The following is a 13,380-nucleotide window of genomic DNA, read 5'->3' on the forward strand; positions in this document are numbered from 1 at the left end:
ATCATTGTTTCATTGCATTTTGTTACATTACGCAATGAATTTTCTACCATCCACTTTGGAGCCCACAATGAAAGTTGCAATAAAACCTTTGTCATTGGCTGTACTTGCAGGCCTTGGTCTGACTCTAGCAGGCTGCACAACCACACCTGATACCGATGAAGTGATTAAACTACGTGTCGTAGAAACAACGGACATCCATACTAACCTAATGGATTACGACTACTACAAAGACAAGCCATCAAAAAAAATCGGCTTAGCACGTACTGCAACCCTAGTAAAAAAAGCGCAAAGCGAAGTAATCAACAGCGTATTAGTTGATAACGGTGACTTGTTGCAAGGTAGCCCAATGGGTGACTACATGGCAGACAAAGGTATTGAAGCAGGTGAAGTTCACCCCGCATACAAAGCCATGAATCAACTAAGCTATGAGGCTGCAAACCTAGGTAACCACGAATTCAACTACGGTCTTGAGTTCCTAGAAGAATCGATCAACGACGCTGATTTCCCGTACGTCAGTGCTAACGTTTACGATGCAAAAACCAAAAAACACTACTTCACGCCATACATCATCAAGACGCACACGTTTGAAGATACTGCAGGCGTAGAGCATGAAGTAAAAGTGGGTTACATCGGTTTTGTTCCACCACAAATCATGACGTGGGATAAGAAGAATCTAGAAGGCAAAGTGATCGCTCGCGATATCATTGAGACCGCTAACGAGTTAGTGCCTCAAATGAAAGCGGAAGGCGCAGAGGTTATCGTTGCTATCCCTCACTCTGGCGTATCTCAAGACCCATACAAAGCTGGCGAAGAGAACTCTACGCTTTACCTTTCTGAAGTAGAAGGCATTGATGCTATCGCATTCGGCCACTCTCACGCCGTGTTCCCAGGTAAAGGGTTCGACAACATCCAAGGCGTTGACAACGAAAACGGCACCATGAACGGTGTTGCGGCAGTAATGCCAGGTCGTTGGGGTAGCCACGTTGGTGTTATGGATCTAACACTTGCACAAAAAGACGGCAAGTGGGAAGTCGTTAAAGGCCAATCGGAAGCGCGTCCTATCTACGACAAGATCGAAAAGAAATCACTTGCTGCTGCTGATGAAGGCATCGTAACAGCACTAGAAAAAGACCATGCGGGTACTCGTGAGTTTGTTAATCAACCAATTGGTAAAGCAGACGACGTGATGTACAGCTTCCTGTCTCTAGTACAAGACGATCCAACCGTACAGATTGTTAACCTTGCACAAAAAGATTACGTTGAGCAATTCATCCAAGGTGACCCAGACTTAGACGGTACGCCAGTACTTTCAGCGGCTGCACCATTCAAAGCGGGCGGTCGTAAGAATGACCCAGCTAACTTCACTGAAGTAGAATCTGGTCAACTGACATTCCGTAACGCTGCTGACTTGTACCTTTACCCGAACACGCTAGTTGCGATGAAAGTAACAGGTCATGAAGTAAAAGAGTGGCTTGAGTGTTCTGCTGGTCAATTCAACCAGATCGACGTGAACTCAACGGCACCACAACAGCTGATCGAGTGGGATAACTTCCGTACTTACAACTTCGATGTTATCGACGGTGTTGATTACCAAATCGACGTCACTCAACCTGCGAAATACGATGCAAACTGTAAAGTGGTTAACCCTGACTCACAGCGTATTGTTAGCCTAACTTACCAAGGTAAGCCAATCGACATGAAGCAAGACTTCTTGATCGCAACCAACAACTACCGCGCATACAGTGCTAAGTTCCCAGGTACAGGTGAAGACTTCATCGCATTTGATGCACCAGATGAGAACCGTACTGTACTTGCAAACTACATCTCTCGCGTAAGCAAAGAACAAGGCCAAGTGAGCCCAACAGCTGACAACAACTGGTCATTCGCACCAATCAAAACGGATAAAAAGCTAGATATCCGCTTTGAAACGTCACCAAGTGAGAAAGCGGCACAGTTCATCAAAGATAAGGGTCAATACCCAATGAAACGTGTTGCGACTGACGATGTTGGCTTCGGTGTTTACCAAATTGACCTAACTAAATAGATTACTCTAGTCATCAATAGTTAACCGTCTAAAAGGCTGAGTTTAACGACTCAGCCTTTTTGTTTTGTTATCTAAATTTTAATCCTAAAAACCCTACCTTTCGCCCCCCAAACACCTGTTAATTCATCATCTAAACAACACAGCTCAAACCGCTAATTGAATCTAATCAACGTAAAAAAGCAGCAATACGCTGTAAGTTTTTCTCAGCTCCTCCTGTCTATTTAATTTACTACACTCAATGAATGGCCAATAAACCATTCATCTATAGGATAGATAAGGACATTTGATGGGCACCGTCGAGAGCATTCAAGCATGGTTACATTCAGGGGAGGAGTCGCTGCTATGGCTGATGCTTGGCATTATTGCGCTTTCTTACCTGCTTGAAGATCTGGCGATTGTTACCGCGGCGGGTCTAGCCACTCAAGGGCTCATTATTCCTCAATATGCGTTACTTGCGATTTTCATTGGCATTGCTACTGGTGATCTTGGCCTTTATTACCTTGGTAAATCAGGACGCTATTTCAGAGCTGTTCGTTACAAAGCCCTCACCAACCGATACTTTCGGGCACTTCGTACTAAATTACGTCAAAACGCATTCAGCAGCCTTTTTGTTATCCGCTTTATTCCTGGGCTACGTACCGTTGGTTTTACTTTAAGTGGCTTTTTCGCCATACCACTGCCTACTTTCTTGTTTGCAGTTATTAGCGCGACAGCTATCTGGACTGGCATTGTCTTCTCTGCCATCTACTATTTAGGGACATCAGCGTGGCTGCAAGCCTCTGAATATCAATGGATCGTCATCCCGTGTGCCATCGCTTTGCTGTTTATCGGCAATCGATTAATGAATAAAACCTACTCTAGAGGATTATCATGAGTTCACCGCAAGATATTCGCATCATTCCCGCACATCAAATTAATGCAGGCATGCCTCTGCTTGAAAAAGATACCGTGCGTAGTGTCTCTCCTTATGAGTTTCTTCCGACTTGGTTCTTCTACACGCCAGTGGTCATGCAAAGCCTGATACAAGGGTTACGGCACTTTGACTGGGCGCTGCCGCTCATCGCCAACCCGAGCATCAAACTCAGTGGCATGGTCGGCGAATCAAAGCATGAGATATTGAGCCTTGCCGGATCTTCAAGTCAGTGTTGGATCTCACCGTTTATCACCCTAACCAAAACGGATCTCAGCAGTAAAAAACAAGCCGAAAATGCACACTGCGCATTGATACAATCGGATCTCGATTTCCCTATTGTGGCGAAACCGGATCTGGGTTGCCGAGGTGTTGGAGTAAAACTGATCAACAACCAAGATCAGCTTGAGCAATATATTGAATCCTTCCCAATTAGTGCTCGCTTTCTATTGCAAAAAAAGGCGCCTTATCAGGCTGAAGCGGGTGTTTTCTATGTTCGTTATCCAAACAAAAAGCAAGGCGAGATCATCTCGATCACTCTCAAATATTCGCCTATGGTGACGGGAAATGGTACCTCGACACTCAAGCAGTTAATCGAGAACAGCCCACGTGCTGGGCAGCTCAGTCACCTCTATCTGCCAAGGCATCAAGATAAATTGGATCTAGTGCTCGCAGAGGGCGAAGAGTTCCAACTTGCGTTTGCAGGTAGTCATAGCCGTGGCTGCATCTTCCGAGACGGTAATCAATACATTACTCAAGCTTTAACCGAATGTTTAGATGAGATATTCGACGACTTCGATGGCTTCCATTTTGGTCGACTCGACGTCAAGTTTAAGGACATGTACAGCCTAATGAAAGGTGAGGATTTCACCATCCTTGAGGTCAATGGTGCAAGCAGTGAAGCCGGGCACATCTGGGATCGCAACACACCACTACGAGAGATATTTTCTACGCTACTTCTGCAATACCGCATTCTTTTTGATATTGGCGCTCAACAAAAACAAAGAGGCCATCAACCTCCTTCTTTTAAGAGCTTGCTTAACGCGTGGCAAGAAGAGCGACGCCTTGTTCAACAATATCCGGCCACCGACTAACTTTGTACGAGGATCATGAATGAACCCGATAGCCCAACCAAGCGCCCTCACTTCTGTCTCTCCCAGTATCAAGGGAGCGACAGAGATATTGAATCAGGGTTTAGAGTTCTTGTTAGCAATATCTGACAGTGACTATCTGACACGAGCGAAGCCGCACGTCACAAGCTCTATTGGTGAGCATACTCGTCATACGCTCGATCTTTTTCATGCTCTGATTTTAAAAGAGAACGCGACCGTTGATTACAATACCCGTCGTCGTGGCCATCCAGTCGAATACAACCGCTCAATTGCAGTCAAAGAGATCCGCTATGTGATCAACTGGCTTGAGCGACTAGACCGCAACGATCTCGAAGCGCCCATCATGATCCAAACCGAGGTTTCGATGGATACTCAGGTGTTTGCAAGCCTGCCTTCTACGCTAGAAAGAGAGATCACCTTTGCCGCTCTGCATGCCAATCATCATTACGCGATGATCAAGGTGATCACCAGCTTCCTAGACATGGAAACCTGCAACACTTTTGGTTATGCCCCAGCCACCAGTAGTTATCTGAGGGAGCAATAACCATGTGTTCAGTATCTTGGCTACTTGAAGAAAATGGCTATCAGGTCTTTTTTAATCGTGATGAACAAAAGACGCGAGCACTGGCGATGCCGCCCAAACAATATCGAGTTAACGGTGTCGATATCATTATGCCACTCGACCCAACTGGCGGTGGTAGTTGGATAAGCATTAATGAGTTCGGGCTTTCGCTTTGTCTACTCAATAACTATCAAGGCATTGTACCTGATGGCCCTTTGGTCAGCCGTGGTTTGTTACTTAAGAACCTATCATCGAGTCGTCATATCAGTCAGCTCTCTGATGCATTTCATAAGCTCGATCTGCATTCCTTTGCCCCGTTTACCCTACTGGCTTTCGCGCCGAACTTAACTCAACACCATGGTTTGGTTATCGCCTACATGTGGGATGGCATTCAACAAAAAATAGTCGAAACCGATTCTCCACTCTTCTCATCTGGTGTTGATTTAGAGCGAGTGCAAACCTACCGACAAGCAAAGTACGACCAACTTATGGCAACAGGCAAGAATCAACAGAACTTACTGCAGTTTCACTCTCACCATCACAACGAACAACCTCATTTAGCGACCTGTATGCATCGCGAAGACGCACATACCGTGAGCTTTACACACTTACGTAATCTGCATGGCCAAGCCTCTATGTTTTATACACCCGGCTCGCCATGCGAGCCCATTAAACCATGCCAGATAAATCAGCAACGCTTTACCTTTGATTTATCACCCGCAATCAATCTATAGATGGAGCCCATCATGAGAAAACTATTAACCATGGTTCTGCTACTTGTTAGCCCTTACGTATTTGCCGCCGATGAAATCTACACCGGATTCTTTAGCAGCAAGGCGCTCGATGGCTACGACACTGTGGCTTATTTCACTTCCGGGAAGCCCGTTGAAGGCAGTAAAAAATTCAACACTGAGTACAAAGGGGCGGACTGGTATTTCTCTTCTGAAAAGAATCTGACTTTATTTGTTAGTAATCCTGAAAAATATGCCCCTCAATATGGTGGTTATTGTGCTTGGGCCGTATCGGAAAAAAGTGACTTTGCGCCGGGTGACCCACATCAATGGTCGATCGTTGATAACAAGCTTTACCTCAACTACGACCAAGAGATTAAGCAGCGTTGGGAACAAGACCAAGCACAGCACATTCAACAAGCCGATAAAGTTTGGCCGAAACTCATTAAATAGAGCTGAACCCAATCTAGCTATGCGGTGCGGTTTTTAAGTGTGACAGATTTCAAGAATCAAGACGGTTTCCTAAACAACTTTAGTCAATAAGGTAGCTTCATTATGATTGATAGTCCTTTTCGTTTACCACGTTACACGCCTTTTGGTTTGGGTGAGTCTGTTGTCGAGTGGGCAACTGGGCTATCTAAGCTAGACCGACTCTATCAAGATCGACAAAACGAGTTATCTAGCTTCGAGTTCATGAATTACACTCTGTCGGCGCTCAATATCGACTACTCGGTTGCATCGGGAAGCACAGAAAGCATCCCGGAAAAAGGGCCTGTCGTGATTGTGGCTAACCACCCTCTTGGCGCGATTGAAGGCGTGATCCTTGCTGATCTCGTAGGATCGGTAAGAAAGGATGTGAAGGTGTTGGCAAATGAGTTACTTAAACGCCTGCCTGAATTGGATGAGCTTTTCATTGGGGTCGATGTCTTTAATAGTAAAGAATCGAAACGAACCAACACTAAAGCCATTCGAGATGCCAATCGTCACTTAGCAGACGGTGGACTGTTGATCGTGTTCCCTGCGGGCGAAGTATCGAGTTACCGTAAAGGGACAAAAACACTAACAGACATCGAATGGAGCAAATCGGTTGCCAAATTCGTCAAACGTCATCAAGCCACTACGGTTCCGACCTTCATCAATGGTAAAAACAGTGAACTTTTCTATCAAGCAGGTCGAGTCCATCCGCTATTAAGAACCGCTCTACTCGGCCGTGAACTTCTGAATAAGCAAGCGACGACTATCTCTATCTCAATTGGCTCATCGATTCCGTATTCAGAGATAAAATCGTTTGAAAAAGAGATGGATATCGTCAACTACCTACGACTCAATACCTACCTCATGAGTCAACAAGATAGCCTGAGTACGCCAATCCACGCGCCCTCTTTCGATACCCAAGTGATAGCGCCAATATCACCAGAAGTATTATCAATCGAAATAGACTCACTCCCTGAAGATATGAAACTACTCGAGCAGGGCGACTTTGAGGTCTACTGCACACCAAGCCAATCCATTCCAAACTTAATGCGTGAGATCGGTCGAGTCAGAGAAGAGAGTTTCCGAGAAGTTGGAGAAGGCAGCGGGCTTGCTTGTGATTTAGATGAGTACGATCTTTACTACCACCAACTGTTTGTGTGGAACAAAGCGAAGGCAGAATTGGTCGGCGCTTATCGACTTGGTATGGTCGACAAATTAATCGCAGAGCACGGACTTGATCAGCTCTACTCTCGTAGTCTGTTTAACTACAATCAAGAGTTCATCGATACGTTAGACAACAGTATCGAGCTTGGGCGTTCTGTAGTGAGTAAACCTTATCAAAAAAGCCTTAACTCACTGTTACTGCTATGGAAAGGTATCGCAACCTTTGTCTCTCGTCACCCTCAATACACCCACCTATTTGGCCCGGTCAGTATCAGTAATGATTACAGCCACAATGCGCGCCTGTTGATCGCGACCACCTTATCAATTCACCACTACGATGAAGAAAAAGCGCATCTGGTTTCACCTTCTTCACCACTCAATACCAGTAGTCATGTGTTCTGGCAGAATCACCTGCTCTCTTCACTGGCGAATGTGCCTCTGCTCTCTAAAGTGTTAGCACGTATGGAGCAAGGCAAAGGCCTGCCGGTACTGCTGCGCCAATATCTAGGGATGAACGGTAAGCTGGTGTGCTTTAACGTCGACCCATCATTTAATGATGCGTTAGACGGCTTAATTGTGGTGAACCTTAAGAAAGTACCATTGAAAACTCTAGGTAAATACATGGGTCGAAAACTTGCTCAAGACTATCTAGAACAACATGCTCGACGCTGATTTATCCTGCTCTGTACGTCTCTCCAAATAAGTGCGATGATTTCGGCACTTATTTGGGATAGGTTATTTTCATGCACACCTCTTTTATCGAACAATTACAAAGCTTCGACTTCTCTGAAAATCAAATTGAGTCTCTATTAGGCGTCGCGAAACCGCTTGAACTGCCGACTAGACACATACTGATCAACCAAGGAGAGATGGCGAGCTCAATCTACTTTGTACTTGAGGGCTTGTGCCATGCTTGCTACCTCACTGACGACGGTAAACAATACAGCAAAGAGTTCTACTGGGAACAAGATTGGATCATCGGTTTTGAGAGCCTAATAAAAAAACAAGCCTCCCCTTATCTACTGGAAACTTTAACGCCAATCACGCTATTAGAACTTCCAATGATAGCCCTAACTGAGTGGCGTTCATCGAATAACCCCTTGTATTTAAAGTTGTTAGAAACTCAACTGATGCATAAAGAAAACAAAGAACGCTTTATGCTACTCTACACCCCAGAGCAACGTTACCAACTTTTCTGCGAACATTATCCCGATCTGGAACAGCGCTTGAACAACAACCAGATTGCAGCCTACCTAGGAATAACCTCGATAAGCCTTAGCAGAATTAAAGGTAGAATTAACAATAGTTAATGCCAATAATCATCACGCATAGTACATTCAGATCATCGATAATCTCTGGATATAAACATGATCAATTGGTACTCACTTCCCTTTACAGAACTTTCAACGCAACAGCTTTATCAATTACTTAAATTACGAGTAGATGTATTTGTGGTTGAGCAGACTTGTCCTTATCCGGAGCTTGACGGTAAAGACACACTCACAGGTGTTCAACACCTATTAGGCTACGCTGATGAAGAATTGGTAGCGTGCGCGCGTTTACTGCCACCGGGCACGACTTATGACAACGCCAGTATTGGTCGAGTCGCAACCAAACAATCCGCAAGAGGTGATGGCCTAGGACATCAACTACTGAAAGAAGCATTAACAAGCTGTGAGGGTTTTTGGCCGGGTACAGCCATCGATATTGGCGCACAACAACACCTAGAAAGCTTCTACAAAAGTCATGGATTCAAGACGATCTCTGAGATGTACCTGGAAGATGATATTCCACATGTAGACATGAGATTAGAGAAGTAATGTCGAATATCACTGTCGGTATCCTAATGCTGATTGCGGGTAACCTGTTTGCCTCACTTTCGGACGTAGCAGTTAAACTATTGAATGGTGAAGTACCGCCTCTTCAGTATATTTTTTTCCGACAGTTGATATCCCTACTTATCATCACCCCTTTGTGGCTGCAACAGAAAAAAGAGCAACGACGCTTACAGCAAGCCAAAGTCACCTTTATACGAGGGCAGCTAATATTAATTGGCAGTGGGTGTATGGTTGTGGCGATCACCCATTTATCTTTGGCAACTGCTAACGCTGTGTTTTACGTCGCCCCCTTATTGATGTTGCCTCTTGCTATGTTTCTACTGAAAGAGCAACCAGCACTTGGCAAGGTTATCGCCACTACCATCGGCTTCATTGGTGCGCTGATAGTCTTAAGGCCATCGCAATTCCACTGGGCAGCACTGTTTGCTTTGGGCACAGCGCTCACACTCGCACTCTTCAATGTCCTAGTAAGAAAACTCCCTAGCGAGCAATCGGTGGTCACGACGCTGTGGTGGACAACATTATTCTCAGTTCCAGCTTCATTGATATTATGCTTCCTGTACTGGCAACCGGTTTCCATAGAACATTTGGGATACATTGGATTAAGCGCAACATTGATACTGAGCTATAACGGTCTGGCCGTTGCCGCCTATCAGAAAGCTCACTCTAGCCAAATTGCATTGGCAGAGTATTCGGGGTTAGTCTTTGTTGCATTCATCGGAGCAGCATGGTTCGATGAAATCCCAGACACATTGACCTTTATCGGAATCATGCTGATTATCTTGCCGCTGGCACCTTTCAAACGCCCAAAAAAAAGAGCTAGTCATTAGCTCTTTTCTATCAAAGAATAGGTAGCTATCAACTTCGTCTGATTTACTTGCTTCGACCAAAGCCACCATCAGACAGTCGGAAAAACATCACCGAAGTGTCGCCTTTCTCTAGTTGAAGAATATCCAGTTGACCCGTTTCTGCAACTTTAAATCGCACTAGCTGGCCTTTTCGGATCTGGCTAAGAGGCTTATCAGAGCCTTCAATACGGACTAAAGCGTTAAGATCAGACAGCGGTAAATCATTGTTTCGAAAAACCTGCGCCAAAGTGTCACCTTGCTTAACAAGATACTCCTGCCAGGTGCTAGATTCTGATGGGGTACTTTTTGTATTTTGCTGTTTACTTAACCCAACGGTGTCTATCTCAAGTGCGACACGCGATGTTGATGGAACTACCTCTACTTTAGGCTCTGGGAGCGGCACGAAAAGTAAGACCAATACGATTGGCACTATGACCATCAATAACCTTTGGTGCAACTTCGGCAATGCTTGCCAAGTTTGCGTAACTGTGGCCTTCATTTTTTTTATATCGAGTGAGCTCAATTTGACTTTGAGCTGTAGCAGTCGATCCTTAAGCTCTGCAAAGTGGTCAACTTGCTGTTTTTTCTTTTGACGACGATTCATACCACTGCGTCCTATACGTTGAATCACTACAGTATAAAAACCAAAGTACCAACAGTATAGATCTTTCCGTCACAACGAGGAGCAAAGCAGAAAAATTAACATAGCTGTGATTTTGGGCTTAGTAAAGCACAAGTGATCAGGGGCTAACCATTTCTTCACGATGCTAATACTGGTATTCTTACTGTTTTCGTACTGACAAAAAGAGTGACTTTTCATGTCTGAAGTAAAATTTGAAACTGTAGAGCAAAAAGCAAGCTACGGTATCGGTCTACAAATGGGCCAACAACTTGCTGGTTCTGGTCTTGAAGGCCTAAACGTTGACGCAATCGCTGCCGGTATCGCAACAGCTCTAGTTGGTGACATGCCAGCTATCGAAATTGACGAAATCAACAACGCACTACAAGAGCTACACGCTCGTGGTGAAGCAGCACGTCAAGAACTAGCTAAAGCTGCAGCTGCTGACGGCGAGGCTTTCTTAGCTGACAACGCTCTTCGTTCAGAAGTGACGGTTCTTGAGTCTGGTCTTCAGTACGAAGTACTAACTGAAGGTACTGGCGAAATTCCAACAGCAGACAAGCAAGTACGTGTTCACTACCACGGTGAACTAACTGACGGTACTGTTTTCGACAGCTCTGTATCTCGTGGCCAACCAGCTGAATTCCCAGTAACTGGCGTAATTCAAGGTTGGGTACAAGCTCTACAAATGATGCCTGTTGGCTCTAAGTGGAAGCTATACGTCCCTCAAGATCTAGCATACGGTGAGCGTGGCGCAGGCGCAGCAATCCCACCATTTGCTGCTCTAGTATTTGAAGTAGAACTTCTAGCTGTTCTTTAATTTTTGAAAAAACCTATAGTAAAACAAACTACTATAGGGAAATAAAATTAAAATAATCCAACGGCGATGTCACTACATCGCCGTTTTTCGTTTATAGTGAAAGAGTAAATTACTTTATTACTTAAGGACGAATAATGAAGAAAGTACTCATCACAGTTTTAAGCAGCCTTGCTGTTGTCTCTTGCGCTAGCACTAGCGACTCTGAACAAACCAGTTCATCATCAGATACCAACTATTCCCAACTATCCCAAACTACACTAATGGCGGCAGTGAATATGTGGTCTCAACAGAACGAAACAACACCTCTTGTGGATACAGTAGCTGACCAAGCTTCTGTTACTAGCGACCAAGCAGTTGGTGGTATTGGTTCAATGTTAGCCCTTGCACAAAACTCACTAGGCACAGTCGACAACAAAGAACTCGCATCACTTATTCCTGGCATGTCAAGCCTAGAGTCTACAGGTCTATCATCGCTATTAAGCTCACAAGGTGCCGTTGAAAGTGCATTTTCTGGATTAGGTATGGATCCATCAATGGTTACGACATTTGCGCCAATCATTCTTCAAGCATTACAGTCACAAGGTGCCACGAGCGGCCTGATGGATTCACTTGCAGCTGTATGGCAATAATCGTTAGTTATTAATAGCTAGCTTGAAATTTGATAAGGGCACTTCGGTGCTCTTTTTTGTGTATGGAAGAAAAGATATGCGAGATACGAGATATTTTTGAAAAATAAAGCAGATAAGACAGGCAAAAAATGCCAAACGTCATAGTGCAATTTTTGTTATCTATTCCTTATTCTACAGATACAAAAAAGCCGAGCTAATGCTCGGCTTTTTGTATTAATAATCTAGTCTAGATTACTCAGCGGCGTCTTCAGCAGCTGGGCGGTCTACTAGCTCAATGTAAGCCATTGGAGCTTTATCACCAGTACGGAAACCACATTTAAGAATGCGAGTGTAACCACCTTGGCGAGCCGCAAAGCGCGGGCCTAGTTCATTAAATAGTTTTGCTACAACTTCGTTATCACGAGTGCGAGCAAATGCAAGACGACGGTTAGCAACACTGTCTGTCTTAGCTAGGGTAATCAACGGCTCAATTACGCGACGTAGTTCTTTTGCTTTAGGCACGGTAGTCTTAATAACTTCGTGACGAACAAGAGAGCTAGCCATGTTGCTGAACATCGCTTTACGATGACTGCTGTTGCGGTTGAGTTGACGACCACTTTTACGATGGCGCATGACCTAATCCTTCTAACTTTTCGATTAATCTTCAGCGATTGACGCTGGTGGCCAGTTTTCTAGGCGCATGCCCAGAGAAAGACCACGTGAAGCAAGCACATCTTTAATCTCTGTAAGAGATTTCTTACCAAGGTTTGGCGTTTTAAGTAGCTCAACCTCAGTGCGCTGTACAAGATCACCGATGTAGTGAATCGCTTCTGCTTTCAAACAGTTAGCAGAGCGAACTGTTAGTTCAAGATCGTCTACAGGACGTAGTAGGATAGGATCGAATTCTGGCTTCTCTTCCTTCTCCTCAGGTACACGTACATCACGAAGATCTACGAACGCATCCAATTGTTCAGCTAAAATAGTAGCTGCACGACGGATTGCTTCCTCAGGTTCTAGAGTACCGTTCGTTTCCATATCGATAACAAGCTTGTCTAAGTCAGTACGTTGTTCTACACGTGCCGCTTCTACAGCATAGGCGATTTTATCGACCGGGCTGTAAGTAGCGTCAACAAGTAGACGACCAATTGGACGCTCATCTTCTTCAGTATGGATACGAGCTGAAGCTGGAACGTAACCACGACCACGTTCTACTTTGATTCGCATAGCGATCTCAGCATTGTCATCCGTTAGGTGACAAATTACGTGCTCAGGGTTAGCGATCTCTACATCACCATCGTGGGTGATGTCACCTGCAACAACAGGGCCTGAGCCTGATTTGTTCAGTGTAATAAACACTTCATCTTTGCCTTCAGCAACGCGTACAGCTAAACCTTTAAGGTTCAGAAGGATTTCAAGGATATCTTCCTGAACGCCTTCTTTAGTGCTGTATTCGTGTAGCACACCTTCAATTTCAACTTCTGTTACGGCACAACCCGGCATAGAAGATAGAAGAATGCGGCGAAGAGCATTACCTAGAGTGTGGCCGAAACCGCGCTCTAATGGCTCAAGAGTTACTTTCGCGTGTGTCGTATTGATCTGTTCAATGTCAACAAGACGCGGCTTAAGAAATTCTGTTACAGAACCCTGCAT

The 13,380-nt window shown here is 44.8% G+C and carries 15 protein-coding genes; 12 read left to right on the forward strand and 3 right to left on the reverse strand.

Annotated features, from left to right (window positions below):
- Positions 1–67: 67 nt before the first annotated feature.
- The 10 genes from WR49_RS14245 (at position 68) to WR49_RS14290 (ending at position 9,665) form a co-directional block, all read left to right on the forward strand.
- Positions 68–2,044: a bifunctional 2',3'-cyclic-nucleotide 2'-phosphodiesterase/3'-nucleotidase gene (locus tag WR49_RS14245; protein ID WP_046224465.1), complete on the forward strand. Its 1,977-nt coding sequence runs from the start codon at positions 68–70 to the stop codon at positions 2,042–2,044.
- Between the two features lie 286 nt (positions 2,045–2,330).
- Positions 2,331–2,918 (forward strand): DedA family protein, encoded by a 588-nt coding sequence (locus tag WR49_RS14250; protein WP_046224466.1) that lies wholly within the window; start codon positions 2,331–2,333, stop codon positions 2,916–2,918.
- Positions 2,915–4,048: an ATP-grasp domain-containing protein gene (locus tag WR49_RS14255; protein ID WP_046224467.1), complete on the forward strand. Its 1,134-nt coding sequence runs from the start codon at positions 2,915–2,917 to the stop codon at positions 4,046–4,048. Before WR49_RS14250 ends, WR49_RS14255 begins: the two co-directional genes overlap by 4 nt.
- 19 nt (positions 4,049–4,067) lie before the next feature.
- Positions 4,068–4,610 (forward strand): DinB family protein, encoded by a 543-nt coding sequence (locus WR49_RS14260; protein ID WP_046224468.1) that lies wholly within the window; start codon positions 4,068–4,070, stop codon positions 4,608–4,610.
- 2 nt (positions 4,611–4,612) lie between these two features.
- A complete protein-coding gene (locus tag WR49_RS14265) occupies positions 4,613–5,362 on the forward strand; it encodes an NRDE family protein (protein ID WP_046224469.1) in 750 nt (249 codons plus the stop codon).
- Between the two features lie 12 nt (positions 5,363–5,374).
- Positions 5,375–5,812 (forward strand): YHS domain-containing (seleno)protein, encoded by a 438-nt coding sequence (locus WR49_RS14270; RefSeq protein ID WP_046224470.1) that lies wholly within the window; start codon positions 5,375–5,377, stop codon positions 5,810–5,812.
- 102 nt (positions 5,813–5,914) lie between these two features.
- Positions 5,915–7,669 (forward strand): lysophospholipid acyltransferase family protein, encoded by a 1,755-nt coding sequence (locus WR49_RS14275; protein ID WP_046224471.1) that lies wholly within the window; start codon positions 5,915–5,917, stop codon positions 7,667–7,669.
- Positions 7,670–7,740: 71 nt separating this feature from the next.
- Complete coding sequence (locus tag WR49_RS14280; RefSeq protein ID WP_017055365.1) at positions 7,741–8,307, forward strand: Crp/Fnr family transcriptional regulator; 567 nt, start codon at positions 7,741–7,743, stop codon at positions 8,305–8,307.
- A 57-nt stretch (positions 8,308–8,364) separates the two neighbouring features.
- On the forward strand, positions 8,365–8,817 hold the full coding sequence (locus tag WR49_RS14285; RefSeq protein WP_046224472.1) for a GNAT family N-acetyltransferase: 453 nt from the start codon (positions 8,365–8,367) through the stop codon (positions 8,815–8,817).
- A complete protein-coding gene (locus WR49_RS14290; protein ID WP_017055367.1) occupies positions 8,817–9,665 on the forward strand; it encodes a DMT family transporter in 849 nt (282 codons plus the stop codon). Before WR49_RS14285 ends, WR49_RS14290 begins: the two co-directional genes overlap by 1 nt.
- Before the next feature lie 43 nt (positions 9,666–9,708).
- On the opposite strand, the gene WR49_RS14295 is transcribed toward WR49_RS14290, so the two are convergent.
- Positions 9,709–10,287: a LysM-like peptidoglycan-binding domain-containing protein gene (locus tag WR49_RS14295; RefSeq protein ID WP_017055368.1), complete on the reverse strand. Its 579-nt coding sequence runs from the start codon at positions 10,285–10,287 to the stop codon at positions 9,709–9,711.
- Between the two features lie 214 nt (positions 10,288–10,501).
- Here WR49_RS14295 and WR49_RS14300 point away from each other — a divergent pair, with 214 nt between their 5' ends.
- Entirely contained in the window at positions 10,502–11,122 is a 621-nt protein-coding gene (locus WR49_RS14300; protein ID WP_017055369.1) for an FKBP-type peptidyl-prolyl cis-trans isomerase, read from the forward strand.
- 134 nt (positions 11,123–11,256) lie between these two features.
- Positions 11,257–11,751 (forward strand): DUF2780 domain-containing protein, encoded by a 495-nt coding sequence (locus WR49_RS14305; protein WP_046224473.1) that lies wholly within the window; start codon positions 11,257–11,259, stop codon positions 11,749–11,751.
- 231 nt (positions 11,752–11,982) lie between these two features.
- Here the strand turns inward: WR49_RS14305 and rplQ are convergent, their stop codons facing one another.
- Positions 11,983–12,363 carry a 50S ribosomal protein L17 gene (rplQ, locus tag WR49_RS14310; RefSeq protein WP_017054809.1) on the reverse strand — a complete coding sequence of 127 codons (381 nt, stop codon included), beginning with the start codon at positions 12,361–12,363 and terminating at the stop codon, positions 11,983–11,985.
- Between the two features lie 24 nt (positions 12,364–12,387).
- Entirely contained in the window at positions 12,388–13,380 is a 993-nt protein-coding gene (locus WR49_RS14315; protein ID WP_004729813.1) for a DNA-directed RNA polymerase subunit alpha, read from the reverse strand.

This window comes from Vibrio sp. ECSMB14106 (genome assembly GCF_000972265.1).
GTDB lineage: Bacteria > Pseudomonadota > Gammaproteobacteria > Enterobacterales > Vibrionaceae > Vibrio > Vibrio kanaloae.

Bases quoted from the DNA above. Each gene is read 5' to 3' on its own strand.
- rplQ (WP_017054809.1), bottom strand. From the start codon at position 12,363: ATGCGCCATCGTAAAAGTGGTCGTCAACTCAACCGCAACAGCAGTCAT.
- WR49_RS14255 (WP_046224467.1), top strand. From the start codon at position 2,915: ATGAGTTCACCGCAAGATATTCGCATCATTCCCGCACATCAAATTAAT.
- WR49_RS14270 (WP_046224470.1), top strand. From the start codon at position 5,375: ATGAGAAAACTATTAACCATGGTTCTGCTACTTGTTAGCCCTTACGTA.
- WR49_RS14245 (WP_046224465.1), top strand. From the start codon at position 68: ATGAAAGTTGCAATAAAACCTTTGTCATTGGCTGTACTTGCAGGCCTT.
- WR49_RS14250 (WP_046224466.1), top strand. From the start codon at position 2,331: ATGGGCACCGTCGAGAGCATTCAAGCATGGTTACATTCAGGGGAGGAG.
- WR49_RS14300 (WP_017055369.1), top strand. From the start codon at position 10,502: ATGTCTGAAGTAAAATTTGAAACTGTAGAGCAAAAAGCAAGCTACGGT.
- WR49_RS14290 (WP_017055367.1), top strand. From the start codon at position 8,817: ATGTCGAATATCACTGTCGGTATCCTAATGCTGATTGCGGGTAACCTG.
- WR49_RS14285 (WP_046224472.1), top strand. From the start codon at position 8,365: ATGATCAATTGGTACTCACTTCCCTTTACAGAACTTTCAACGCAACAG.
- WR49_RS14315 (WP_004729813.1), bottom strand. From the start codon at position 13,380: ATGCAGGGTTCTGTAACAGAATTTCTTAAGCCGCGTCTTGTTGACATT.
- WR49_RS14280 (WP_017055365.1), top strand. From the start codon at position 7,741: ATGCACACCTCTTTTATCGAACAATTACAAAGCTTCGACTTCTCTGAA.
- WR49_RS14295 (WP_017055368.1), bottom strand. From the start codon at position 10,287: ATGAATCGTCGTCAAAAGAAAAAACAGCAAGTTGACCACTTTGCAGAG.
- WR49_RS14260 (WP_046224468.1), top strand. From the start codon at position 4,068: ATGAACCCGATAGCCCAACCAAGCGCCCTCACTTCTGTCTCTCCCAGT.
- WR49_RS14265 (WP_046224469.1), top strand. From the start codon at position 4,613: ATGTGTTCAGTATCTTGGCTACTTGAAGAAAATGGCTATCAGGTCTTT.
- WR49_RS14305 (WP_046224473.1), top strand. From the start codon at position 11,257: ATGAAGAAAGTACTCATCACAGTTTTAAGCAGCCTTGCTGTTGTCTCT.
- WR49_RS14275 (WP_046224471.1), top strand. From the start codon at position 5,915: ATGATTGATAGTCCTTTTCGTTTACCACGTTACACGCCTTTTGGTTTG.